The 23,128-nt window shown below is 36.5% G+C and carries 23 protein-coding genes; 3 read left to right on the top strand and 20 right to left on the bottom strand.

The features are described from left to right. Positions 1-966: Gfo/Idh/MocA family protein (locus ACH2CJ_RS01865; RefSeq protein ID WP_394990376.1), on the top strand; the 966-nt coding region annotated here is incomplete at its 5' end. A gap of 89 nt (positions 967-1,055) precedes the next feature. Here the strand turns inward: ACH2CJ_RS01865 and ACH2CJ_RS01860 are convergent. The 3 genes from ACH2CJ_RS01860 to yihA form a co-directional block, all read right to left on the bottom strand. Continuing rightward, positions 1,056-2,852 (bottom strand): family 43 glycosylhydrolase, encoded by a 1,797-nt coding sequence (locus ACH2CJ_RS01860; RefSeq protein WP_394990375.1) that lies wholly within the window; start codon positions 2,850-2,852, stop codon positions 1,056-1,058. Positions 2,853-2,990: 138 nt separating this feature from the next. Then, entirely contained in the window at positions 2,991-3,530 is a 540-nt protein-coding gene (locus ACH2CJ_RS01855) for a DUF5606 domain-containing protein (RefSeq protein WP_394990374.1), read from the bottom strand. 65 nt (positions 3,531-3,595) lie between these two features. Continuing rightward, complete coding sequence (yihA, locus tag ACH2CJ_RS01850) at positions 3,596-4,198, bottom strand: ribosome biogenesis GTP-binding protein YihA/YsxC (RefSeq protein WP_394990373.1); 603 nt, start codon at positions 4,196-4,198, stop codon at positions 3,596-3,598. 82 nt (positions 4,199-4,280) lie between these two features. On the opposite strand from yihA, the gene ACH2CJ_RS01845 reads away from it, so the two are divergent. After that, complete coding sequence (locus tag ACH2CJ_RS01845; RefSeq protein ID WP_394990372.1) at positions 4,281-4,412, top strand: hypothetical protein; 132 nt, start codon at positions 4,281-4,283, stop codon at positions 4,410-4,412. Between the two features lie 42 nt (positions 4,413-4,454). Here ACH2CJ_RS01845 and ACH2CJ_RS01840 read toward each other — a convergent pair whose 3' ends face one another. From ACH2CJ_RS01840 to ACH2CJ_RS01825, 4 genes are all read right to left on the bottom strand, one after another. Further along, a complete protein-coding gene (locus ACH2CJ_RS01840; RefSeq protein WP_394990371.1) occupies positions 4,455-5,783 on the bottom strand; it encodes a GntP family permease in 1,329 nt (442 codons plus the stop codon). 106 nt (positions 5,784-5,889) lie between these two features. Continuing rightward, a complete protein-coding gene (locus tag ACH2CJ_RS01835; protein WP_394990370.1) occupies positions 5,890-7,239 on the bottom strand; it encodes a glutamine synthetase family protein in 1,350 nt (449 codons plus the stop codon). A 101-nt stretch (positions 7,240-7,340) separates the two neighbouring features. Next, positions 7,341-8,546, bottom strand: coding sequence for an acetyl-CoA carboxylase biotin carboxylase subunit family protein (locus ACH2CJ_RS01830; protein WP_394990369.1), 1,206 nt, complete (start codon positions 8,544-8,546; stop codon positions 7,341-7,343). Positions 8,547-8,769: 223 nt separating this feature from the next. Next, positions 8,770-9,204, bottom strand: coding sequence for a DUF1573 domain-containing protein (locus ACH2CJ_RS01825; RefSeq protein ID WP_394990367.1), 435 nt, complete (start codon positions 9,202-9,204; stop codon positions 8,770-8,772). A gap of 238 nt (positions 9,205-9,442) precedes the next feature. Between ACH2CJ_RS01825 and ACH2CJ_RS01820 the strand changes: the two genes are divergently transcribed. After that, entirely contained in the window at positions 9,443-11,857 is a 2,415-nt protein-coding gene (locus ACH2CJ_RS01820; RefSeq protein WP_394990366.1) for a thiamine pyrophosphate-dependent enzyme, read from the top strand. Positions 11,858-11,891: 34 nt separating this feature from the next. Here ACH2CJ_RS01820 and ACH2CJ_RS01815 read toward each other — a convergent pair whose 3' ends face one another. The 13 genes from ACH2CJ_RS01815 to ACH2CJ_RS01755 form a co-directional block, all read right to left on the bottom strand. Beyond that, the gene (locus tag ACH2CJ_RS01815) at positions 11,892-12,140 is read right to left on the bottom strand and encodes a hypothetical protein (protein WP_394990365.1); all 249 of its coding nucleotides are present in this window, start codon (positions 12,138-12,140) and stop codon (positions 11,892-11,894) included. Between the two features lie 22 nt (positions 12,141-12,162). Beyond that, positions 12,163-12,705, bottom strand: coding sequence for a DUF420 domain-containing protein (locus ACH2CJ_RS01810; RefSeq protein ID WP_394990364.1), 543 nt, complete (start codon positions 12,703-12,705; stop codon positions 12,163-12,165). A 24-nt stretch (positions 12,706-12,729) separates the two neighbouring features. Then, the gene (locus ACH2CJ_RS01805; RefSeq protein ID WP_394990363.1) at positions 12,730-13,425 is read right to left on the bottom strand and encodes an SCO family protein; all 696 of its coding nucleotides are present in this window, start codon (positions 13,423-13,425) and stop codon (positions 12,730-12,732) included. Then, positions 13,426-13,761 carry a cytochrome C oxidase subunit IV family protein gene (locus ACH2CJ_RS01800; RefSeq protein WP_394990362.1) on the bottom strand — a complete coding sequence of 112 codons (336 nt, stop codon included), beginning with the start codon at positions 13,759-13,761 and terminating at the stop codon, positions 13,426-13,428. It abuts the gene before it with no gap. A 55-nt stretch (positions 13,762-13,816) separates the two neighbouring features. After that, on the bottom strand, positions 13,817-14,563 hold the full coding sequence (locus ACH2CJ_RS01795) for a cytochrome c oxidase subunit 3 (protein ID WP_394990361.1): 747 nt from the start codon (positions 14,561-14,563) through the stop codon (positions 13,817-13,819). Between the two features lie 76 nt (positions 14,564-14,639). Next, positions 14,640-15,245 (bottom strand): heme-copper oxidase subunit III, encoded by a 606-nt coding sequence (locus ACH2CJ_RS01790; protein WP_394990360.1) that lies wholly within the window; start codon positions 15,243-15,245, stop codon positions 14,640-14,642. A 44-nt stretch (positions 15,246-15,289) separates the two neighbouring features. Then, entirely contained in the window at positions 15,290-16,171 is an 882-nt protein-coding gene (gene cyoE / locus ACH2CJ_RS01785; RefSeq protein WP_394990359.1) for a heme o synthase, read from the bottom strand. Further along, positions 16,172-17,143, bottom strand: coding sequence for a heme A synthase (locus tag ACH2CJ_RS01780; protein WP_394990358.1), 972 nt, complete (start codon positions 17,141-17,143; stop codon positions 16,172-16,174). Positions 17,144-17,214: 71 nt separating this feature from the next. Continuing rightward, positions 17,215-19,092, bottom strand: coding sequence for a cbb3-type cytochrome c oxidase subunit I (locus tag ACH2CJ_RS01775; RefSeq protein ID WP_394990357.1), 1,878 nt, complete (start codon positions 19,090-19,092; stop codon positions 17,215-17,217). 38 nt (positions 19,093-19,130) lie between these two features. Further along, positions 19,131-20,264, bottom strand: a complete 1,134-nt coding sequence (locus ACH2CJ_RS01770) for a cytochrome c oxidase subunit II (protein WP_394990356.1) — start codon at positions 20,262-20,264, stop codon at positions 19,131-19,133. A gap of 77 nt (positions 20,265-20,341) precedes the next feature. Continuing rightward, entirely contained in the window at positions 20,342-21,661 is a 1,320-nt protein-coding gene (locus ACH2CJ_RS01765) for a quinol:cytochrome C oxidoreductase (RefSeq protein WP_394990355.1), read from the bottom strand. Between the two features lie 190 nt (positions 21,662-21,851). Next, entirely contained in the window at positions 21,852-22,466 is a 615-nt protein-coding gene (locus ACH2CJ_RS01760; RefSeq protein ID WP_394990354.1) for a c-type cytochrome, read from the bottom strand. A gap of 112 nt (positions 22,467-22,578) precedes the next feature. Beyond that, positions 22,579-23,100, bottom strand: a complete 522-nt coding sequence (locus tag ACH2CJ_RS01755; protein WP_394990353.1) for a DUF3341 domain-containing protein — start codon at positions 23,098-23,100, stop codon at positions 22,579-22,581. Between the last annotated feature and the right edge of the window lie 28 nt (positions 23,101-23,128).

Below are 23,128 nucleotides of genomic sequence, written 5' to 3'. Positions count from 1 at the left end.
AACCGTGCTGGTGTAGAAATTATTGGTTTTGCCGAACCCAATAAAGAGCTGGCTTTTAGATTACTAAAACAATACAAATTACCCGAATCACTTTGGTATGCAAGTCTTGATGAAATGTTGGAAAAAGCAAAGCCAGAAGCCGTTTGTGATTTCAGAAGCATCATTGAGCATCTCGAAACTGTACAAAAATGTGCTGTAAAAGGTGTACACGTGATGGTTGAAAAACCTTTGGCAGTAAATTTGGCTCATGCAACCCAAATGGAAGCATTAGCAAAAAAACACAACATTCAGCTTTTGACAAATTACGAAACTACATGGTATGCAAGTAATCACCAAGCTTACGAAATGATTCATGAACAAAATGCTATTGGTGACATCAGAAAAGTAGTTATCCATGATGGACATCGTGGGCCAAAAGAAATTGGTGTGAGTAAAGAATTTTTGAGTTGGCTGACCGACCCCGTAAAAAATGGTGGTGGAGCAATCATTGATTTTGGTTGCTATGGAGCAGATATTATGGCATGGCTTATGAAAGGAGAAAGACCAACTTCGGTGACGGCTATTACGCAAACTATCAAACCCGATATTTATCCAAATGTAGATGATGAAGCGACAATTATAGTTACATACCCAAAAGCACAAGGTATTTTTCAAGGCTCATGGAATTGGCCTTTTGATAGAAAAGACATCGAAGTTTATGGTAAAACAGGCTATATTTTTGCCGATAAAACTGCCCAAATGACTCTCAGAAGAGGCGATAGAAATGCACTTCCAGAAGAGAAAGTTGCTGTAAAACCTTTGGCAACACCCATGAATGATGCTTTTAGCTATTTTGCGGCAGTTGCACGTGGCAAAGTAAAATCAGAAAATGATTTGGGGTCTTTAAAAATAAACATGGTGGCGATGGAAATATTAGATGCAGCCGTGAAATCTTCAAAAACTGGAAAGACGGTTAAGTTAAAGTAGATTTTACGATTGAGGCACGAAGCACACAAGGTTCACTTAGATTTTCTTAGTGCTACTTCGTGTGTTTCCGTGCCTCAGCGGTGAACTATTTACCTCGCTCCCACCACCTCACTTACTTTTGAAACCCCATTTTCGTTGAAAGATTCGATTGCAAAGTAATATTTTTGACCAACCGTTAAGGCACGTAATTCGAGCGTTGAAGTGGCATCGTTCCATACTTGATAAGTTTGATAAAGTTTGTCGGGAGCAATTCCCCACAAAATATTATAACCAACGGCATTAGGTACTTTTTGCCAAGAAATATCGGCATTTCGGTCATCTTTTTGACGTGTTACGCTCAAATTTTGTGGCATTTCTGGAGTTTTTTCAAAGCCATTCCCAAAAATACGAATATCGCTAATTGCCAAATTTGGCATCGGGACATGGATGTTTTCAAACTTTACATACCGAGCTTTTACAGGCTTTGCTAATTCTTCATAAGCATTGGGTCGGTCACGTTTTTCGTTGGTATTATCGGCAACGACTGTCCAAGTTTTATTGTTGATTGACGTATAAACCTTAAACTGAATATAAACTTTTGGCAAAGCACTATCATAAATATCAGATTTGTAATCAGTATAATTTATCTGAAAAGACTTTACCAAAGCTTCTTTTTCTAAATCAATCGTGAGTGTTTCGCCTTTTTTGTTGGTATTTGCTACCCAAAATGTGCGAGGATTTTCGTCAGTAACTAAATTTGCCTCAAATTTTACTTCTTTTACCGACGATGCCACACAAGGTTTTTTGTAAGAAAGCAGCATCCACCCCGCAAAAAGCTCATCGCTTTTTTGCCATTTTTTAGTCGGTAATTTTTGTGGGAAATCGGCAAAGCGAGTATTGGCAAACATCAGGCCGTCTTTGTCAAAACCCGCAGGAACCATTTCAATGCGTCGTTCAAAATTCCAGTTGACGGCAATCCACGGCGTGCCTGTATTCCAATAATTGCCGTACAAATCCTGAAAAGTATTTCCATGCCCCATACCAGTCATAAAACCTCCTGGTTTATACGCAACTGGATTATTGGGTGCATACGTAAAAGGTCCAAGTGGGTCATTACTTACATAAGTTCCATTGGCATAAACATTAAATTCTGTTCCTGGAGCACCATATTGTAGGTAATATTTGCCATTATTTTTTGTCATCCAAGCCCCTTCTGTAAATGGCTTGATAGTATCTCGGTGGTCACGACCAAAACGCTCCCAGCCATGTAGTTCGGGGTGAAGGTAAATTAATTCTTTATAGTTATTCTTTTCTTTATAAGTCAAATTTTTAGATTTATCTAATTCTGCTCCAAAAATTGGGTAAACGTTCGACGAACCCCAATACATGAACCAACGGTCGGTGGCATCATCATGAAACAAAGCGGGATCCCACGGGCCAATATCTTTTGGTAGTTGTGGCAACCAGCGGTTATAAAAATGAAGTTTCCCAGTTTCGGGCGTTGTGGTATAAAAAATGGGTCTTTGCTGAAACGTTGACTGAAACAAATACAAAGTATCTCGCACCGAAATAGCCGCAGGGGCACACATATCTTCCATCGGCCAGCGACTCGGTACTATATAATGCCAATTCAATAAATCTTTCGATTTCCAATAACCACCTTGAATCGTATGGAAAAGATAATATTCGCTGGGACGGCCCTTCGCTTTGTGCGTAATAACCACCGGATCAGCACCTGAGCGATAAGAGATTTTTTCGTTGGTTTGCTCCCAATTATACTGATAATTGATGTCCATTGGGTTGCAGAATGTTTGCTGCTTAAATGGCTTAGGTTTTTCGAGATTTAGTTGCGGAAGTTGGGCAAAAGCGAGATTTGTGCAAATTAATAAGAATAAGAGTTTTTTCATATAGGTTGAATTTTTGTAAGACAAAGATACATTATTACGTTAAAAACAAACGAATTATAAATCGGATCGCTGAAGCGATCATTTTACAAAAAAAGCCCATCATTGCTGACGGGCTTTCGTAAATATCTTCTGTTATTGTTACGCTTTTACCTCTACGATTTCTTCGACAACAGTTGCTTCTGTGGCAGTGTCCACTGGGGCAGTATCCACTGCGGCAATATCCACTGTGGCAGTGTCCACTGGGGCAATTTCTTCGGCTGCATCCACAGCAACTTCTGGAATGAATATTTCAGGTAAGTTTTGCGAAAGAACATTGTACCAACCAATAATCTTTTTGATGTCAGAAGGATAAACTTTTTGACGGTCAAAATCAGGCATGATTTCTGAGAAAAAGTCAAATATTTGATTGTTCGAGGCATTTTTAAAGTCAAACTCTACTTTTTCGCCGTATAGTTCACGGGCTTTCAACAAAATATCTCCTAAAGGAATTGATTTGTTTTGGTCTTCGGTATAAATCGAAATGTCTTTCAAAACCGATACACGAGCATTTGAACTAACCATTTCTTTTTGTTTTTTCTCGTCAAGCGTTTCAACGATTACGCCACCTCGTCCGGGCTTTAAAATTTTATACAAACCACTTTTTCCAGAAATGTGGGCAATATCTCTTAATAATTCCATTTGAAAAATATATTGATTTTGGTTTTAAGTAGTTGTAAAGATAAATAACGCCACAAAAGTACGAATTATTTTTTAAAAGATAGATTCAACTCCTCGATTGCTTTCAGTAATTCGTCACGCCCTGTTCTTCTTTCGGCCGAAGTAATAAAATATTGAGGTATTTTTGTCCAACTCAAAAGCATAGTTTGTTTGAAAGACTCAACATTTTTTTCTGCTGTTATACTTCCAACTTTATCAGATTTTGTAAAAACTAAGTAAAATGGCACATCTTTTTCTCCCAGAAAATCTAAAAATTCTATGTCAACCTTTTGTGGTTCGTGCCTTACATCTATTAAAACAAAAACACACATTAAGTTTTCACGATTGACCAAATATTCACCAATCATTTCTCCCCATTTATCACGCTCTGCTTTAGGTGCTTTGGCAAAACCATAGCCGGGCAAATCAACCAAGTACCAGCTTTTATTTATTTCAAAATGATTAATTAATTGTGTTTTTCCAGGCGTTTGTGAGGTTTTGGCTAGATTTTTACTTGCCACCAACATATTTATCAGTGATGATTTACCCACATTTGAGCGACCAATAAAAGCGTATTCTGGCTTTTCTGGTGGCGGACATTTGCGGTAATCAGCTGCACTTGTTACGAACTTTGCTTCTATTAATTTCATAAAAATTATCAATTACTTGGTCGCTATGAGGATAAATTTAAGATGGCTTATTAGCGTTGCTTTGTAGCGACCAAAGAAAGCTATGAAGATATATCAGCTAATAACTCAGCTCAAAGATACATATAAATTAAAAAACTGGAAAGCCTACAAGGCAAGTTTGTACAATCGTGGGCGAATTACTATCTGGATAGAAGATTCTATTAGACAGTTATGACTAAATATAGAAATATGTAAAAGCCTCTTTGCATACACACGCTCAAAAAATCAAATAAATCAAACAAGTAACTATTAAACTAACGATGCCCTGCAAGCCTGTTAGTAATGTGTGCGTGCGGTAAGTATCTTTTTGTGTGAGTCCTGTAAACTGTGAAACCACCCAAAACCACGCATCATTTGCGTGCGAAACGGTCATTGCACCACTACCAACTGCCATTACTAAAAGAGTAAGGTCTAATGGCTCAGTAAAACCCATAGAGGTGGTTAAAGGAGCTAAAATACCCGAAGTAAGCACCATTGAACTGGTGGTTGAACCTTGTGCTGTTTTGAAAAATGCCGCAACCAAAAAGGCAATAAGCAAGAAAACTACGCCCGAAGTTTGGTTGGTTATCAACCAACTACTTATCATGTCTTTTAAAGGGGTTTCTTTCAAAACTGCCCCAAATGCACCACCTGCTCCTACTAAAACTAAGGTTGTTCCGCAATGTTCAATACCACTTTTGAAGCAAGACAACATTTTTTCAGCAGGTTTTTCAGGAAATAATGAATATGAAAAAAATATCGCCAATAAAAATGAAATCAACGGGCTACCGAAAAAACTTAGCCATCTAGTAAGTCCTTCGGGAAAATGAAGAATTTTAGCAAATGAAGCAATTGTTATTAATAAAATCGGCAGTAAAATTGGCATAAAAGCCTTCCATGCGGGCATCATGATTTTTTCTTCTAAATCATCGTTTATTACTTCATCATCTGGTGTAATGTCTAAATTTTTAGCAAATTTTTGTGCAAACCAAGTTGATAAAAATAAACTCGGAATAGAAACCACTAAACCCACCAAAATAACCAATCCGACCGAATCTGAGATATTGAGATTTCCTGCAGCCGAAAGTGGCCCTGGCGTAGGCGGTACAAGCGTATGGGTTGCAAAAAGCCCACCTGAGAGAGCAATTGCAATTGTACCAAGCGGACGATTGGTTTTTTTAGCAACAATTTTATTGAGTTTTGATAAAATAATAAATCCTGAATCACAAAAAACTGGAATTCCAACAATTGCCCCAATAACCGACATGGCAAAAGCGGGGTGTTTTTTCCCGAAAAGATTCAAAATAATATCTGCAACCTTAATAGCTGCCCCCGATTTATCTAAAATTGCCCCAATAACACAACCCAAAATCACCATCAAACCAATCTTCGACATTAATTCGCCAAAACCTTTTCCTATTGTTTCCGCAAGTTTATCTACGGGCAAACCCGTAAAAATACCAACACCCAAAGCTGCCACCAACAAACCAAGCAATGGATGTAGTTTAAGCCAAGTAGAAGAGACAATAATAAAAACAATGGCAAGAACAACGACGAAAATTATCATAGATTATTTGTAATTTTATTTGATAGAAATATTGAAACGTACAGCGTACGGCCTTGCCAAGCATTATTGACGAATAAGACGTTTGCAATACGTCCCTACAAAAATATCAAACAATCTCAAAATAACGTTTCAATTCCCAATCGGTTACGGCTTTGGCCTGTTGCCTCCACTCCCACTCACGGGTTTGAGTAAAATGTTCGACAAATTTTTCTCCAAATAGTTCTTTGGTAACATCTGAATTTTGCATTGCTTTAGTTGCCTCATCAAGGTTTCTTGGTAAAATCCCGTTGCTAATATCTCGATAACCATTACCAATAGTGGCTGGTTGATTTAGTTTTAATTTTTTGCGAATACCATATAAACCTGCCGCCAAACAAGCTGCCAATGCCAAATATGGATTGGTGTCTGAACCAACCACACGGGTTTCGAGGCGACAAGATTTTTTGCCTAATGGTAAAACTCGAAGAGCTACCGTACGGTTATCAATACCCCAAGTAAGCGTTGTTGGAGCCCACGCACCTTCAACTAAGCGTTTATAACTATTGATTGTCGGGGCAATCATGGGCAAAATAAATGGCAAACAATGTAACTGCCCAGCTATATAACTTTCCATGAGTTTACTCATGTTATTGGGAGATTCTTCATCATAAAAAAGATTTTTCTTTTCATCGCTGTCCCAAAGACTTTGATGCACATGTCCGCTACAACCTGGCAAATTTTCATTGATTTTTGCCATGAAAGTTGCCATTATACCTAATTTACTGGCAATTTCTTTCACCGAAGTCTTAAACAAAATAGCTCTATCGGCCGCTTCCAAAATTTCGGAATAAGCAATGGCCGCCTCATAAACCCCTGGCCCAGTTTCGGTGTGAAGTCCTTCTACTGGAATATCGAATTTTGTGAGTTGCTCAAAAAGATTGGTCATAAAATCGTTTCGCAAACTACTCCGCAAAAGCGAATAGCCAAACATTCCAGGCGTTAGTGGCGTAAGGTTTTGAAAGCCTTTTTGATGGATTGTGGTAGGTGTTTCTTCAAAATTAAACCATTCAAACTCTTGCGAAAAAAAAGGCTTAAATCCTTGACTTTCAGCATCTTTAACAACTTTTTTCAATAAAGTTCGAGGACAAACTTCGGCAGCATTTTCGATAAATTCTCCCAAAAAAAAAGGCACATCATTTTCCCAAGGAATTTTACGAAAAGTACTTAAATCAAGTTTTGCTTTGGCATCGGGGTAACCCGAATGCCAACCTGTGAAAGTGCCATTATCATAGCAAACATCTGCCATATCCCAGCCAAAAACTACATCACAAAAGCCAAGTTCACCCTCAATGACTGACATAAATTTTTGCTTGCTGATATATTTTCCACGCAAAACACCATCAATATCGGCAATGGCTAATTTTACCTTTCCCGAAGGATGGGAGTTTACATATTCAATTATTTGTTGATGATTCATAGTCTATTGACGATTTTAGATTAATTCGATTGGCGATTTACAATTTATGAATCGCACCCAGTTGCGACTAAACAAAAATCGTAAATCTAAAATCGTAAATTTCAATGTACTGGTTTGTCTGGAGCAGGAGCAGAAGCGTGATAACCTAAATCTCTAATCATTTTAGCGTATTTTTCCATCAATTCCATTACCTTTTCACGACTTTTTGAGCGAACAATTAAGCCAATATGATATTCATCATCCATTTTCCAAACAATTTCAGGGTCGTTGAACGGGGTATAATCGGGACATTGATGCGACGAAAGCGAAATAACAATTCCTGAATAATCATCTTCTACTCGTGGCAATTCATAGCTTCCTCCCGTTGCTACTGCTGTTTCTATTTTTGCCCATTCTCGCCATAAATTTATATCAGACGAAAATTCAACCATTTCTGCCAAATTTGCTCCCCCAACACGAGATGCCGTTTCTAAAAAGTAAAACTTATCATCTTCGTAACATTTTATCATTTCGGTATGAGACGCACTAAATTTCAAACCAAAAGCCTTCATTACTTGCTCATTCATTTTCTTCAAAGCCTTGTCGTCTTGCGAGTCGTGTTCTACAGTAACCGAACGAAAAATTCCGCCACCATGAGCCACTTCAAAAGGTGTATTGAGGTATTGGTTACTTCTCGCAAAAATCACTTTTCCTGCTACTGTTAGGGCATCAACATGATAAACATCGCCAGGTTTGAATTGCTCAATCAAAAAATTATGTCGCTCGTCGCCCAAAGTATGAAGGGTGTCCCATGCTTCTTGAAAACTATGTACTTTCTTAATTCCAGCCGCCGAAGCTTCTGAGCGGGGTTTTATAACCCACGGAGGCGACGTTTTCTGCAAATACTCTGTAATATCAATGTCATGAAAAAGCGGACTAAAAGGTGGCACAGCAATACCCGAATCTTGTGCTTGAACTCTCATAGCCAATTTATCACGAAAATACCGAGCCGTAGTTTGTCCCATCCCCGGAATTCGGAAATGCTCACGGACTAATGCAGCCTTTTCTACATCAAAGTCATCTAAAGCAACCACACGATCAATTTTCTTGCTACGCATCAAATTAGATAAGCCAGTCAATATTTTTTGGTACGTATCGAAAGTGTTTTCAACATTATCCAAGAAAAAAAACTCATCGACCGACTCACAAGGCCAAGGCTTATGTTCTAATTTTTTGTTGGTGAGTAAATAAACGGTGTTTCCTTCGGCTTTGCATGATTTTAGAAACTCAACACCCTTGAAGTAAGTACAAATGCAGAGAAAAGTCATAGTTTAAAGATTCGTTTACGTAAGGGTCAATATTTTATTCGATATTCGATATTTTTTTTGACTTTGGCAAATTATAGAAGTTATAAGTTGAAAAGCAACAAGTTAAAATGTATTAAACATTTGACAATCAATAGTTTTTGTCAAATAATTACGCAAAAATATTATCATAAAAAAAGCTCCCTGTTCTTTGAACAGAGAGCTTTTAAAATATAAAATCTATTTCTTATTTCGATTTTTTCTTTGCGTTTGGTGCTGCCGCCGCTGGAGCGGCTGGAGCAGGAGCAGCTGCACCAGTTACTTCACCTTTGATAGTCAAAATAACAGTTGCGTTTTCTGCATTACTTGTAACAGTGATCGTTTTTGTAAATGAACCTGGGCGACCAGAAGTATTATAACCAACTTTGATAACACTTTTGCCACCTGGCATGATAGCGTCTTTCGACCACTCTGGCGTTGTGCAACCGCACGATGCCATTGCGTTTGAAATAACGACTGGAGCAGTACCTGTGTTAGTTACTTCAAAATTGTAAGTAGCCAATGGACCTTCAGTAATTTTACTGAAATCATGAACTTCTTTGTTAAATTTTAATACTCCTTGAGCTTGTACTGAAGCTACGAAAGCAAAAACTACTGCGATTGTTGAAAATAATTTTTTCATTAGATTTTATAAATTTTAAAGTTAAAAAATGATTTTTTATTAGTAAAGCATAATTCTAACGCAAATAAACATCATTTAATATACATACACCAAATTTTTAACAAGTCATTAACAAAATTTTGTCAATCAATCATTTTTTTGAAAATAATTTATTTTATTCTAACTTTACGTCATAATTAATTAGTATGACAACTAATTTTTTTCAGTAAAAGAGAATTTTTCAACTCTTCATCCTTCTATGACCGAACTTCTTGACCCAATCACCTCGACCGATGTACTTCTGACCCAAGAAGAAGTGCTAAACGATTACCGCATTGCTTGCGAAAGCCGTGAAGTTAGCTACATTGGACGACAGGATGTTTTTAGGGGACGAGCCAAATTTGGGGTTTTTGGCGATGGAAAAGAACTCGCTCAATTGGCAATGTCGAAGGTTTTTCGAAAGGGAGATTTTCGCTCTGGATATTACCGTGACCAAACTTTTTTGGCAGCCATTGGTGGACTTACTTGGCAGCAGTTTTTTGCTCAGTTATATGCCCATACCGATATTGCCCACGACCCTTTCACGGGCGGGCGATCGATGAATGCCCACTACGGAAATCATTGGGTTGATGAAAAAGGTGAATGGCTCGACCAAACAGAATTGTACAATACTGTTTGTGATGTTTCTTCAACTGCCGGACAAATGCCTCGGGCCGTTGGTTTGGCTTATGCTTCAAAACTTTTTCGACAAAATGCTGATTTACAGGAACTTACAAAGTTTTCTCATAATGGCAATGAAGTTTGTTTTGCCACTATTGGCGATGCTTCAACTTCGCAAGGAATGTTTTTTGAGGCAATAAATGCGGCTGGTGTTTTACAAGTTCCTCTCATTTTTTCAGTTTGGGATGATGGATTCGGCATTTCTGTTCCGATTGAATATCAGACTACTAAATCAAGTATTTCAGAAGCATTGGCAGGGTTTCAGCGTAAAGATGGTTCTAATGGTTTAGAAATTATAGTAGCAAGAGGCTGGAATTATGTGGAATTGGTGGAGGCTTACCAAAGAGCAGCACGTTATGCCCGTGACCAACATGTGCCTGTTTTGGTTCATGTCATTGAAGTTACACAACCACAAGGACACTCAACTTCAGGTTCGCACGAGCGTTATAAATCTAAAGACCGATTGGCTTTTGAACATGAATTTGATTGCAATGTACATTTTCGTCGATGGATTTTAGCAAACGATTATGGTTCAGAGCAAGAATTGAAAGAGATTGAAGCAAGAGCAAAAGATTTAGCAAAAAAATCACGTAATACCGCTTGGACAGCCTACCGTGATTCGCTTAAAACAGAATATGAACAAGCAATTGTTCTATTAAAAAATGCTACTTCCGAAAGTAAAAATGCCAAAGCCATTGCCGAAATTAGAGATATTTTAGAAAAAACCGAAAATGCTGTTCGGCGAGATGTGGTTTCTGCAATGAAAAAAGCAATTCGTCTGCTACGTTTTGAAGAGATTTCATCGAAAAAAGGTATTCTTACTTGGTTTAAAGAGATTGCTCCCGAAAATTATATACGTTTTAATTCACATTTGTTAAGCGAATATCCAACTTCGCCAATGAATGTCAAAGGTGTTGCTCCTTCATATAGCGACAATAGTCTAATGGTTGATGGACGTGAAATTATCAATACTTATTTTGATAATTTACTTGTAAATGACCCACGAGTTTTTGCTTTAGGTGAAGATGTTGGTAAAATTGGAGACGTAAATCAAGGTTTTGCAGGCTTGCAAGAAAAGCATGGTGAACTTCGAGTAACAGATGCGGGTATTCGTGAAACTACCATCATAGGGCAAGGAATTGGGGCTGCCATGCGTGGTTTACGCCCAATTGTAGAGATTCAATACTTCGATTATATTTATTACGCTCTGGCAACTCTTACCGACGATTTGGCATCGTTGCGTTATCGTACCGTTGGCAAGCAATTAGCTCCATTAATTATTCGTACACGTGGGCATCGTTTGGAAGGCATTTGGCACTCAGGTTCACCAATGTCAGCTATGCTTGGCTCATTGCGTGGAATTCATGTTTTAGTTCCTCGAAATTTCGTTCAAGCAGCTGGTTTTTATAATACAATTCTCAGAGGCGATGACCCCGCATTGATTATTGAATGCTTGAATGGCTATCGAATCAAGGAGAAAATGCCAAACAATCTTTCTGAAATATGCTTGCCATTAGGAATTCCCGAAACGTTGAAAGAAGGAACTGATTTAACCATTGTAACCTATGGGTCAATGTGTAGAATCATAATGGAATCAGCGACACAATTAGAAGAAATTGGCATTAGTGTTGAAGTAATTGACGTGCAATCATTATTACCTTTTGATATTAATCATAAAATTCTTGAGTCAATCAAAAAGACAAATCGAGTAATTTTTGCCGATGAAGATGTGCCAGGTGGTGGCTCGGCATTTATGATGCAACAAGTGATTGACGAACAAAATGCTTATCGTTGGTTAGATTCTGCTCCTAAAGCTATTTCAGCTCAAGCACATCGCCCCGCTTATGCTTCTGACGGAGATTATTTCTCAAAACCAAATGCTGAAACTATTTTTGATGCCGTTTATGAAATGATGCACGAAGTAAAACCGTTGGTATTTCCGAGTTTATACTGAAAGAAAAAATATTGTGGGTAATCATGAATTTTGGTTACCCCGCTTTTTCCATTTTCAAACGCATTTCCTTCTTGGCGGTACGATACCAAACAAAAATCAACGTAGGAATTGACAAATACGTAAAAACCAACATCAATAAAATTCCATCGTTAATACCTGTACCAATTACACCTCTTCCTTCGCTCAAATTACTCCCTACCGTTGCTCTACACATGGCACATTGAGCCATTGTTAGAGAACAATTGGCAATGAGCAAGACAATAACTAATAATAACTTTCTCATTCGAATTAATGTTAAAGATTATTTACTGCAAATAATAAGGTTTTATCATCAAGTAAGCAATAACGCCTGTAATTGAGACATATAACCAAATTGGAAAAGCATAACGTGTCATTTTTCTATGGCGTTCAAATTGCTTTGTCCATGCAAAGAAATAAGCACGCAGCACCAAAGGCAATACAATAAGCGATAAACCAATATGACTTATTAAAATAAAGTAATAAAAGTATCTAATAAAACCTTCTCCGCCAAACTGTGTCGATGGATTTGTCAAGTGATAAAGTACATAGCAAACCAAAAATAATGCTCCCATTGAAAAAGCACCAGTCATCACTTTACGGTGAAGTGTTATTTGCTTCTGCTTGATTAAATAAAGACCATATATTAATAAAACTGATGTGATGGTATTGATTGCCCCAATTACATGCGGCAAAACCTTTGTCCACGCTCCAATATCAACTTTCTGACGAATACCCAATAATACTGCCACCACGACAGGAATTGCTACTGACAAGACGTTTATGAACGTCATTGATTTTTGTTCTTGTTTTATTCCGATAGTTGTCATTTCTATAGTGCTCCTCAATTTCTGCTATTTTTTACTTTTATAAATTTCTGATAAAACTTTTATTTCGGCTATTAATCGTTCCACATCTGGCGAATACGTTCCATCATAAATTCCTCGAACGTAGCCTTCTTTGTCTATTAATAATAACTTTTCAGAATGTATAAATGTTTCGTCTATTGATTTAATATTCTTATCATATTCTGATGCGTCGGCGGCGGGCAATTTATAGCCTTTAATAGCCAAATCATATATTGTATTTTTATCGCCAGTTATGAAAAACCATTTCCCAGTTTTTGCATCATATTTTTGGGCAAATTTTTGTAAAACCGCCGAAGAATCATGTTTAGGGTCAACCGAGTACGAAACAATTAAGATATTTGGGTCGTTTGCAAAAAGACTCTGAATACGAGATAAGTTTGTAGTCAATTTAGGGCAAGTTGTGCCACAACGTGTAAAAAAGAAGTCGGTAACATAAATTTTACCTTTGGTCTGTGCCGAAGAAAACTGTTTACCATTTTGGTCAATCAAGTCAAAGTTTGGAATTTGATGAAACACCGTATCTGCTCCTTTCATCACCACTTGTCCCGTAGCATCAACTTCGGGCATTAAGTAGGGGAGTTTGTAATAGTTTTGCCCAAATAATTTCAGGAAAACAAAAATAAAAGTCGGAACAGCTAATATAACTATTAGTATTCCGACTTTGGCAGTATTTTTACTCATTTATTTAGTAAAGAAAAGTCTTTCAAATCCAATGTATCCACCTTCAACCATCAACGCTACAACTAACCACAATACAAACATACATGGCAGAATAATTGTCCAAATCAATGACTTTACTTCATGCTTTAAGTGCATAAAATTTCCAACAATATAATACGCCTTCACAAGTGTCAAAATGATAAATATACCAACTTTTGTCCACTTATAATTGTCTGCATCAACTGTAAATGCAATGATAAACTCAAGTGTCGTAATTCCTAAAAGTATCCAGAATGTTCTCCAAATCTCTTTTGTTGGAGAAGGGGCATTTTCGCCGTGTTCAGTATGTTCAGCCATTTTATTTAGTTTTTAAAGAGGTCTTATTCAATTATTAATATCAAACCATCATTGTTTATACAAGATAGAAGAAAGTAAATACAAACACCCAAACCAAATCTACAAAGTGCCAATATAAACCTACTTTTTCAACCATGTCGTAGTGTCCGCGTTTTTCATAAACCCCATTTGCTGCATTGTAAAATATCAAAACATTTAACACAACACCCGAAAATACGTGAGTACCATGAAAACCTGTGATGACAAAAAATAAATCGGCAAACGCAGGCGGGCCATATTCGTTGCGAACTAAATTAGCTCCATGCACGATTTCACCCGATGCAGTTTTTAATCCTTCTACTGACCCATGAATTAAATGAGCCCATTCCCAAGCCTGTGAAGCTAAAAAAGCGAAACCGCCCAAAATGGTCCAAAGCATATATTTTTCTACATCCGCTTTATCACGACGATGACCAGCTTCAACTGCCAAAACCATTGTAACAGAACTCATAATCAAAATAAATGTCATTATTCCAACAAAAACCAATGGGGCAGAAACACCATGTAAGAAAGGAACAGATTCAAAAACTTTCTCTGGTATTGGCCACCATGCATTCGAAAATTCAAAGGTTTTTCTTGCACCTTCAAAAATTGGAAAGCTGAATCGAATCAAACCATAAGTAACAAGTAAAGCTGAAAACGTAAAGGTATCTGATAGGAGAAAAATCCACATCATTAATTTTCCGTAACCAACTTTCATTGGTTGTACGCCACCTTTCCAAATTAAATGGTCTGCGGTTGTAGAGGTATTTGCACTTGCCATAAAACAAATATTAGCGGTATGCCGCTTTGGTTAATAATTTTCAATTATTTTGACCTTTCAGTCAAAAACGTAAAACCTATCTAAAATACAATAAAAACACAAATAAATAAATCCAAAGAATATCCAAAAAATGCCATGCTGTTGCACAAACTTCGACTAAAATCGTATTATCAGCATTCACTTCTTTCTTGAAAGTCATTACCAAAGTAGCAGTCAAAATGCCTAATCCAAGTAAAAGGTGTGCCATGTGCAAACCTGTAAAAATATAAAAGAAAGAACCAGAAGGATTACCTTTTAAAAATACACCTTGTTGCTGCAAATTCTGCCATCCAAGATATTGCATTATTAAAAACAAAACTCCAAAAGTAAATGTTATACCTACTGCTATTTTTAAGTTGGCAATATTATTCTTTTTTGTTGATATTAATGCCCATTGCATCGAAACACTACTTATTATCAAAACTATTGTACTATACCAAAATATTTGTGGTACTTCAAATTCTGCCCAATTACCTTCTGCTCTTCTTACCAAATAGGCACTTGTTTGAGAAGCAAACAGCATGACAATAGTAATAATAAACAACCAAATAATAAACTTCCACTTATTTACCGACAATACTGCTGCGGGTTCTTGCACACCAATTGGAGTTACCGAATGACCCTTAATATTTTTATTACTCATTTTTTTGATTTTGAAAACTTACTCAATTTTTGGAGTAAGAAATACTACACTTTATCCAACAAATACGCTATTTGCACTACTGGCAAATAAATAAATGAACCAAACATTAGCTGTAAAGCTGCTTTTCTATCAACCTTACGCATCAAATGAAATGTTTGAGCTAAAAACAACACACCACAAATAGTTGCAATTACTGCTGAATTAACACCCGTCATACCTAAATAATGAGGAATCCAACATAATGGCAGTAAAAATAAAGTATAAATCATTATTTGAATTGCCGAATTTAAATTTTGTCCACCACTTGATGGCAGTAGCTTAAACCCTGCTTTCGCATAATCTACATCTAAAACCCAAGCAATTGCCCAAAAATGTGGAAACTGCCAAAAGAATTGGATAGCAAACAAAATTCCTGGCTCTAATCCAAAATGATTAACGGCAGCTACCCAACCAATCATTGGAGGAAATGCTCCAGGCAAAGCTCCCACTGCAACTGCAATTGGCCCCACTCTTTTTAGAGGTGTATAAACAAATCCATAAAGAATCATCGAAAGCAATGCTAACAAACCTGCACGAACATTAAATTCGTAAAACAGAATATACATAGCGATTATTGCCATAATCCAACCAAAAATAGCTGCTTCTTGCACCGAAAGTCTGCCACTTGGCAAAGGTCTTTTATGGGTACGATTCATCAATTTATCCAAATCTTTTTCAATAATTTGGTTGATAATATTGGCTGCTGCTGTTGTCGAAAATGCTGCAATACAGAAAAGAACTAACTTACTCCAATCTATTTTATCGGATGCAATAATGAAACCAAATGCTCCCGAAAAAACTACTGTTGACGACAAACGAAACTTCGTAAGTTCGTAAAAGGCTTTAAATTTATATGCAAAAATATTTTGCGAAATTGTTGTACTCATCTATTGGGGTGAAGCTACGCTTCTAAAAACACTTTCTTTATTCAATAATAAATAAATCACAAACTGAATACCTATTGCCACAATAGCAATTGTAAGGTGAAATGGTTGCATAAACGCTGGGAACCCTAAATAAGCTAATGAAATTCCTGAAAGAATTTCGCCCACAATTAAAATCAAAAGCCATAATGTAAAGTTGTAAATGATTCCTTTTTCAGCAATATTTTTTCTGATTCGGTAAAACAACAACAAATTTAAACTAAAAATGAATATAGAGAACACTCCATGTATTTGAAATTTTCCTCCTACATTTTCAACCCATTGGCTTCTTAAAGAATCTCCCATCATTGCAGAAACTTTATCTATCATTTCTCGCACCTGCGTACCAAGCAATACTTGTCCGAGTGTAAGTAATATTGTGAGTATTAGTAAAAAACTCAACGAATTTGTTTCCCGAACCTCCTCAATTGTAACAACTGAGTTATAAGACCTTGCTACTGCATATAATAATATAAAAACAATAACAATTGAAAGTATCATGTGAAGCGTAATCATTACTGGATGTAACTCACTTGATACTACTTTTGAACCAAGCCAACCTTCGATTCCAACTAATAGAAAAGCTAAAAAGCTCAGCCAAACAATAGTTTTATCTTTTTTCCAAAAAGCAAAGAACGCTGCTATAAATGTACCGAAAACCAAAAAACCAATCAAAACTCCAACTAACCTATTCAAATATTCAATCCAAGTCTTTAAGACATTAAAAGTTACTTCTCCTTTAAGTTTTTCTCCAAATATTTCTTTGTAATTACTTGGTAATTGAGATATATCTGTGGGGGGAATCCAAGTGCCAAAACATTTAGGCCAATCTGGGCAACCCATTCCTGAACCCGTTGCACGAACAACTCCACCAATTAAAATTAAAAAATAAACTGCTCCAATAGTCCAAAGCCCTAACCTTCTAAATAATGTCATACTTGAGGTTCGATATTTGAGGTTCGATGTTTGATAAACCAAATATCGAACCTCGAATTTCTTTCATCTAATTAATCAGGTATATTATAATTAAACTTAATATTTTCAATCTCTTTTTCGTCCTTAATCAATTCCGTTTCATAAGGAAAATTTGATTCGGGTGTCTCAGAGAATGGCACATTTTGAGGAATAAAATCTTCTGCTGCACCTGGTTTGCTGTAATCATAAGGCCAACGGTATACTGCTGGAATTTCTCCAACCCAGTTTCCATGCCCAGGATTTATTGGCGTTGTCCACTCCAAAGTATTCGACCTCCAAGGATTTTGTGGTGCTTTTTTACCCCAAAAAATAGAGTAGAAGAAGTTATACAAGAAAACTAAGTTTGCTGCAAAAACAACAATTGCTGCAATAGTGCTTAATTCTGCCAAATCTTGGTATTTATTTGTAAAATCAAAGCCTGTATAAGCATAATATCTTCTTGGAAAACCTGCTATACCTAAATAATGTTGCGGGAAGAATACTAAATAAACGCCTGCAAATGTTACCCAAAAGTGAATATAAGCTAAGGTTGGATTCATCATTCGTCCAAACATTTTTGGAAACCAATGATATACACCTGCCACCATTCCGAAGAACGCAGCCGAACCCATCACCAAGTGAAAGTGAGCAACAACAAAGTATGTATCGTGTAATTGAATATCCAAGGCACTGTTTCCAAGTATAATACCTGTAACTCCACCAGACACAAAAAATGATACTAGGCCAATCGAAAACAACATTGCTGGTGTAAATATGATATTTCCACGCCACATTGTTGTAATATAATTAAAGGCCTTTACCGCTGATGGTACTGCGATAATTAAAGTTAAAAGCATAAATACCGACCCTAAGAATGGATTCATACCTGTCATGAACATGTGGTGAGCCCAAACTATAAATGCTAAGAACATAATACCCAACATTGAGAAAATCATCGCTTTATAACCAAAAATTGGCTTGCGTGAGTTTGTTGCAATGATTTCAGAAGTCATACCTAATGCTGGTAAGATTACGATATAAACCTCTGGGTGTCCTAAGAACCAAAATAAATGTTGGAATAATATCGGACTACCACCTTGGTTTGGTAATGCTTGTCCATTAATATATATATCTGACAAATAGAAACTTGTACCAAAACTACGGTCAAATATCAATAACAAAGCTGCTGAAAATAATACTGGGAATGAAAGGATTCCTAATATAGCTGTAAATGTAAATGCCCAAATTGTAAGTGGCATTTTATCAAAAGTCATGCCTCTTGTACGCAAGTTTATTACAGTTGTTACATAGTTTATACTACCCAATAAACTTGATACAATAAATATTGCCATACTGACTAACCACATTGTCATACCTGTTCCCGAACCTGGAGCAGCATCTGGCAATGCACTTAATGGAGGATAAACAACCCAACCACCACCTGCTGGACCATCTTGCACAAATAATGAACAGAACATGATGACACTTGAAATAAAGAAGAACCAATATGACAACATATTGATAAAACCTGATGCCATATCTCTCGCTCCTACTTGCAAGGGAATGAGGAAGTTAGAAAAAGTACCACTCAAACCTGCAGTTAGTACAAAGAACACCATGATTGTTCCGTGCATCGTAACAAGTGCAATATAATAATTGGGGTCTAATTTACCTGTTTCGTCAAACCATCTTTCTCCCAAAATTGGTTTTAAAACACTCATATCAATGCCAGGAAAGCCTAATTGCAAGCGAAAAACCAATGATAAAAAACCACCAATTAATGCCCAGACAATACCTGAAATCAAATATTGTTTAGCAATTACTTTATGGTCTTCAGAAAAAATGTATTTTCTGATAAAACTCAGCTCGTGATGCTCGTGTGCTTCATCATGTTCATCAACATGAGTATCTGCGTGTGCTACTGCTGCCATCTGTATAATTAAATTTAAGAATTTTATAGATTAAAATATTATCTTAGTTTCGCAACTGTTGGTAAAGTACCTGTTGCCGAAGCTGTTGTACTATCAGAAGAAGCCTCCGTAGGAAAATACTTCATGGCTTTTGCTTTCAAATTTTCAGGAACTTTTTCTAAAAACTCAGGCTTTGAAGCCAATAAAGATTTCTGTTCTTTTTTCCATTTTTCGTATTCTGCTGGCTCATCTACTACCAAAATTAGTTTCATCGCAAAATGGCTACGACCACAAACCTCAGTGCAAGCAATCTCATATTTGAAATCTGGATTACCCAATTCTGCACGCATATCTGCGGTACTTTTGTCTGGAATAAACCAAAACTTGGTAGGCATACCCGGCACAGCATCCATTTTCACTCTCATGTGAGGAATAAATACACTATGCAATACATCTCTCGCTCTGATTTTCAATAATACAGGCTTACCTTTTGGGATGTGCATTTCGGTATTACTTGTAAAATCATCGAATGAATTTTCGTCAGTAAAATCAAGACCAAACTCATTTCCTTCGGCATCATTGATTAATTTATAATTGTAGTTACCCAATTTTCCATTTTCAACGCCACCGTATCTTACTTGCCATCCGAATTGCTTACCCATTATCTCAATAATTTCAGCGTCTTTTGGAGCATCCGACATTACTTTGTTCCATACTCTTAATCCAGTAAATACTAAACCTGCCATTACGACTGCTGGAATCAATGTCCAAACAACTTCAAGTGTATTATTATGTGGGTAAAAATGTGCTTTACGATTTTTATTATATCGGTATTTAAACGGGAAATAGAAAAGCACTGAATTTACTACAACAAATGAAATTGTGATTACTGCCATTCCGAACCAAAACCAATAGTCAGTTTCTTTTCCGTGAACCGAGGATGCTGTTGGAATATCTCCAAAGGCCATTAGAAAGTCTTTTTTAGCATAATTAAACGACCAAATCATACCCACTACACTCAGAATCCAGAAGATAGCTAAACCGATACCATTCATATCGTTGGCACTGTCTACCACATCATCATTTTCTTCCGACACTCCCTTCACGCCTTTTAAGAGCGTTTGTGTTTTTGAAATAACCATTATAGTTAAAGCAAGAAACACAATAGATAAAGCTACAATTAATAAAGTCATTTTCTGAAAATTTACAAGTTTATATGCTACTTCACGTAATTATATAAAACAATGTTTAATAAAAATGTTTTAAGAAATTAAATATCGTGGTGCAAACTTTCTTCTAAGAATGGGTGATTCTTAGGGTAAAGATTTGCCTTTGATAATTCATTTGCTACGAAGTAAATAAACAACGAAGCAAATGTCAATGTTGTTCCCCACTCAATGATACCAATACCACCTTGGTCTTTAGCTATTCCTGGCATGTGCATTTGATAAAAATCAAACCAATGTCCTATAAGAATTGCCCAACAAGCCAGTTTCAAGAAAGTTGAACTTCTTTTTGAATTTCTTGCCATTAAAATTAATAATGGAAAAAAGAAATTCAAAACTAAACTTATATGAAAAGGCCACCAATATCTTCCACTAAAGCCTGTAAATCTCTCACGGAAATAAATAGTTTCTTCTGGAAGATTAGCGTAGAAAATCAATAAATATTGTGAAAACCATACATAAGTCCAAAAGACTGAAAAGCCAAAGATTAATTTTCCTAAATCCTGCAAGTGGCTTGCATTAACTGCTTTCAAATATCCTTGATCTTTCAAATATAAAATCGCTAACATCATTGCCGCTAAACCTGCTACGTGCCAACTTGCTAGGTGATACCACCCAAACATAGTTGAAAACCAGTGTGTATCAATAGACAACGATAAATCCCATGCAGAAGTTGAAGATGTTACTGCAAAAAATAGTAAAAATAGTTTAGAAACATTACGACTTTTATAATAATTCTCGGTTCCTTCTATTTGGTCTTCTAATAGTGAATATTTACGCATTGCTTTCCAACCCAAATACCATACTGCTATATAAGCAATCAAACGTACAAAGAAAAATGGCAGATTTAAGTACCAAGATTTTCCTGCAATAATTTTATCATAATGTTCGCTCGTAGGGTCCATTATTCCTTCGTGCGTCCAGTGCATAACTACATGGCGTGTTGAAGGAATTGCTAATAAAATTAACAAAATTGCTCCTGGAACAATAATAAATGAAGGAAAAGCTTCAGCTACACGTTTGATGGCCACATACCAACCAGATTTTGCCACATAATTATATGACATAAAGAATGCTCCAACAACCGAAATTCCAAGAAAGTAAACACTGTTCATCCAAATATTGGCAATGATTCGGCTAAACAAAGTAGCACCATGTTCGCCTGCTGCCTCGTGTCCACCAGCTGCATGTTCTGCACTATGTGATTCCCAGACACCAATTGACCAACCTTTTGACAATAGAAACGCACCTATTGCAACCATTGCAACTCCTATTAAGGACGCAATTAGTAGTTTACGTTTAGTTTCAGATGTAAACTCAAATCTTTCTTCTGTTGAAGGAATTTCGTGAGTATTATGAGCCATTTTTTTTGAATTTGAACCCCCGATTGAAGGGGAGTTAATAATAAAATATCTTGTTGAATCTCACCTAAATCCACTGAACAGCAATGATACGCCGCTGCGGAGGACTTGAACTCTTTTCACTTGTGGAGAAAAGTTGAAGATGAGGTTTTAATTATTTCCAAATCTCTTTTTTAAGGACATTTCGACTTCCTTAGTTTCCTAATTGCAATCTATGTACATAGTGAACAATTTTCCAACGTTCTTCTGGGTTTACTTGTGATGCGTGCGACCACATACGACCCTTTCCGAAAGTAATCACATGGAAAACATGACCATCATTCATATTTTTATACGCATCAGAAGCATAGTTTGGCACGCCTTTATAAACCTTACCTACCTCACCATCGCCAGCACCTTTTTCTCCATGACAATGCTGACAGTTTCTTTCGTAAAGCACTTTACCTTCTTCCTCCACTTTATCTGACCATGGAATTGGATTTTTCAAAGTAACTTCAGCTACTGCAATACTATCTTTTGGCAAGTTGTATTCCATCAAATCGTTGATAGTTGTGCTATCATCTTGCAAAAACGAAGTATGATAGTTGGCACGTGAAACTGTACCAGCTACTGGTGAACGCATATCTTTACCATCTGAATTGATGGTATTTGCTCGCCACTGAGTCAATGGCTCATAAGCACGAGAATTATACATATTTGGAGCGAACTCCCAACCTGTGCTATTATTATCACCACAAGAAGTTAATGCAGCTAACGAAAATGTTGCTGCTGCTACTACAAATGTGATATTTTTGAATGAAAACTTCATTTGAAAACAAATTAGTGTCGAATGATAAAGCAAATCTTTGATGATTTACCTCGGCAATCTTCCATGTTTTATTTGATTTTTTATCTTGTACAGTTCGTTAAAAAACTGTTATTTATACTTCTTTTACATTTACTTCCAAAGCACCTGAGCCTTTCAATATTTTTGAAATATCGCTTTCTGAAAGTTTATTATTTGCCAAATCAATAGCCATAATAAACTTATCGTCTGTACTTCTTACATCAAAAATAATTGGTTTTGCAGTTGGTCCCATTCCTTCCATAAAAAAGAAAGTAAATGCCATACCAAATGATGCTAAAAGAACTGTTAATTCAAAAACAATTGGCACGTTAGTTGGAAATGGAAAAAAGTTTTTGCCCCCAACATTGATAGGCCAGTCAACACCCATTGTCCAAAATGTAAGTAATAATGCACAACAAGTACCTGTTATACCAAACAAAAAGGCTGAAACTCCCATTCTTGGATAGCTATATCCTAATGCCTTATCCATTCCATGAATAGCAAAAGGGGTATAAACTTCATGAATTTTGACACCTTGATGTCTTACGTCTTCAACAGCATGAAGTATTTCATCACTATCGTCAAAAACACCTACTAAATATTTGCTATCTGCCATTTCTAAATAATGGTTATAAAAATCCTTA

The organism is Emticicia sp. (assembly GCF_043780375.1).
Lineage (GTDB): Bacteria > Bacteroidota > Bacteroidia > Cytophagales > Spirosomataceae > Emticicia.
This window is presented reverse-complemented; position numbering and strand designations above follow the sequence as displayed.

Bases quoted from the DNA above. Each gene is read 5' to 3' on its own strand.
- ACH2CJ_RS01860 (WP_394990375.1), bottom strand. From the start codon at position 2,852: ATGAAAAAACTCTTATTCTTATTAATTTGCACAAATCTCGCTTTTGCC.
- ACH2CJ_RS01855 (WP_394990374.1), bottom strand. From the start codon at position 3,530: ATGGAATTATTAAGAGATATTGCCCACATTTCTGGAAAAAGTGGTTTG.
- yihA (WP_394990373.1), bottom strand. From the start codon at position 4,198: ATGAAATTAATAGAAGCAAAGTTCGTAACAAGTGCAGCTGATTACCGC.
- ACH2CJ_RS01845 (WP_394990372.1), top strand. From the start codon at position 4,281: ATGAAGATATATCAGCTAATAACTCAGCTCAAAGATACATATAAATTA.
- ACH2CJ_RS01840 (WP_394990371.1), bottom strand. From the start codon at position 5,783: ATGATAATTTTCGTCGTTGTTCTTGCCATTGTTTTTATTATTGTCTCT.
- ACH2CJ_RS01835 (WP_394990370.1), bottom strand. From the start codon at position 7,239: ATGAATCATCAACAAATAATTGAATATGTAAACTCCCATCCTTCGGGA.
- ACH2CJ_RS01830 (WP_394990369.1), bottom strand. From the start codon at position 8,546: ATGACTTTTCTCTGCATTTGTACTTACTTCAAGGGTGTTGAGTTTCTA.
- ACH2CJ_RS01825 (WP_394990367.1), bottom strand. From the start codon at position 9,204: ATGAAAAAATTATTTTCAACAATCGCAGTAGTTTTTGCTTTCGTAGCT.
- ACH2CJ_RS01820 (WP_394990366.1), top strand. From the start codon at position 9,443: ATGACCGAACTTCTTGACCCAATCACCTCGACCGATGTACTTCTGACC.
- ACH2CJ_RS01815 (WP_394990365.1), bottom strand. From the start codon at position 12,140: ATGAGAAAGTTATTATTAGTTATTGTCTTGCTCATTGCCAATTGTTCT.
- ACH2CJ_RS01810 (WP_394990364.1), bottom strand. From the start codon at position 12,705: ATGACAACTATCGGAATAAAACAAGAACAAAAATCAATGACGTTCATA.
- ACH2CJ_RS01805 (WP_394990363.1), bottom strand. From the start codon at position 13,425: ATGAGTAAAAATACTGCCAAAGTCGGAATACTAATAGTTATATTAGCT.
- ACH2CJ_RS01800 (WP_394990362.1), bottom strand. From the start codon at position 13,761: ATGGCTGAACATACTGAACACGGCGAAAATGCCCCTTCTCCAACAAAA.
- ACH2CJ_RS01795 (WP_394990361.1), bottom strand. From the start codon at position 14,563: ATGGCAAGTGCAAATACCTCTACAACCGCAGACCATTTAATTTGGAAA.
- ACH2CJ_RS01790 (WP_394990360.1), bottom strand. From the start codon at position 15,245: ATGAGTAATAAAAATATTAAGGGTCATTCGGTAACTCCAATTGGTGTG.
- cyoE (WP_394990359.1), bottom strand. From the start codon at position 16,171: ATGAGTACAACAATTTCGCAAAATATTTTTGCATATAAATTTAAAGCC.
- ACH2CJ_RS01780 (WP_394990358.1), bottom strand. From the start codon at position 17,143: ATGACATTATTTAGAAGGTTAGGGCTTTGGACTATTGGAGCAGTTTAT.
- ACH2CJ_RS01775 (WP_394990357.1), bottom strand. From the start codon at position 19,092: ATGGCAGCAGTAGCACACGCAGATACTCATGTTGATGAACATGATGAA.
- ACH2CJ_RS01770 (WP_394990356.1), bottom strand. From the start codon at position 20,264: ATGACTTTATTAATTGTAGCTTTATCTATTGTGTTTCTTGCTTTAACT.
- ACH2CJ_RS01765 (WP_394990355.1), bottom strand. From the start codon at position 21,661: ATGGCTCATAATACTCACGAAATTCCTTCAACAGAAGAAAGATTTGAG.
- ACH2CJ_RS01760 (WP_394990354.1), bottom strand. From the start codon at position 22,466: ATGAAGTTTTCATTCAAAAATATCACATTTGTAGTAGCAGCAGCAACA.
- ACH2CJ_RS01755 (WP_394990353.1), bottom strand. From the start codon at position 23,100: ATGGCAGATAGCAAATATTTAGTAGGTGTTTTTGACGATAGTGATGAA.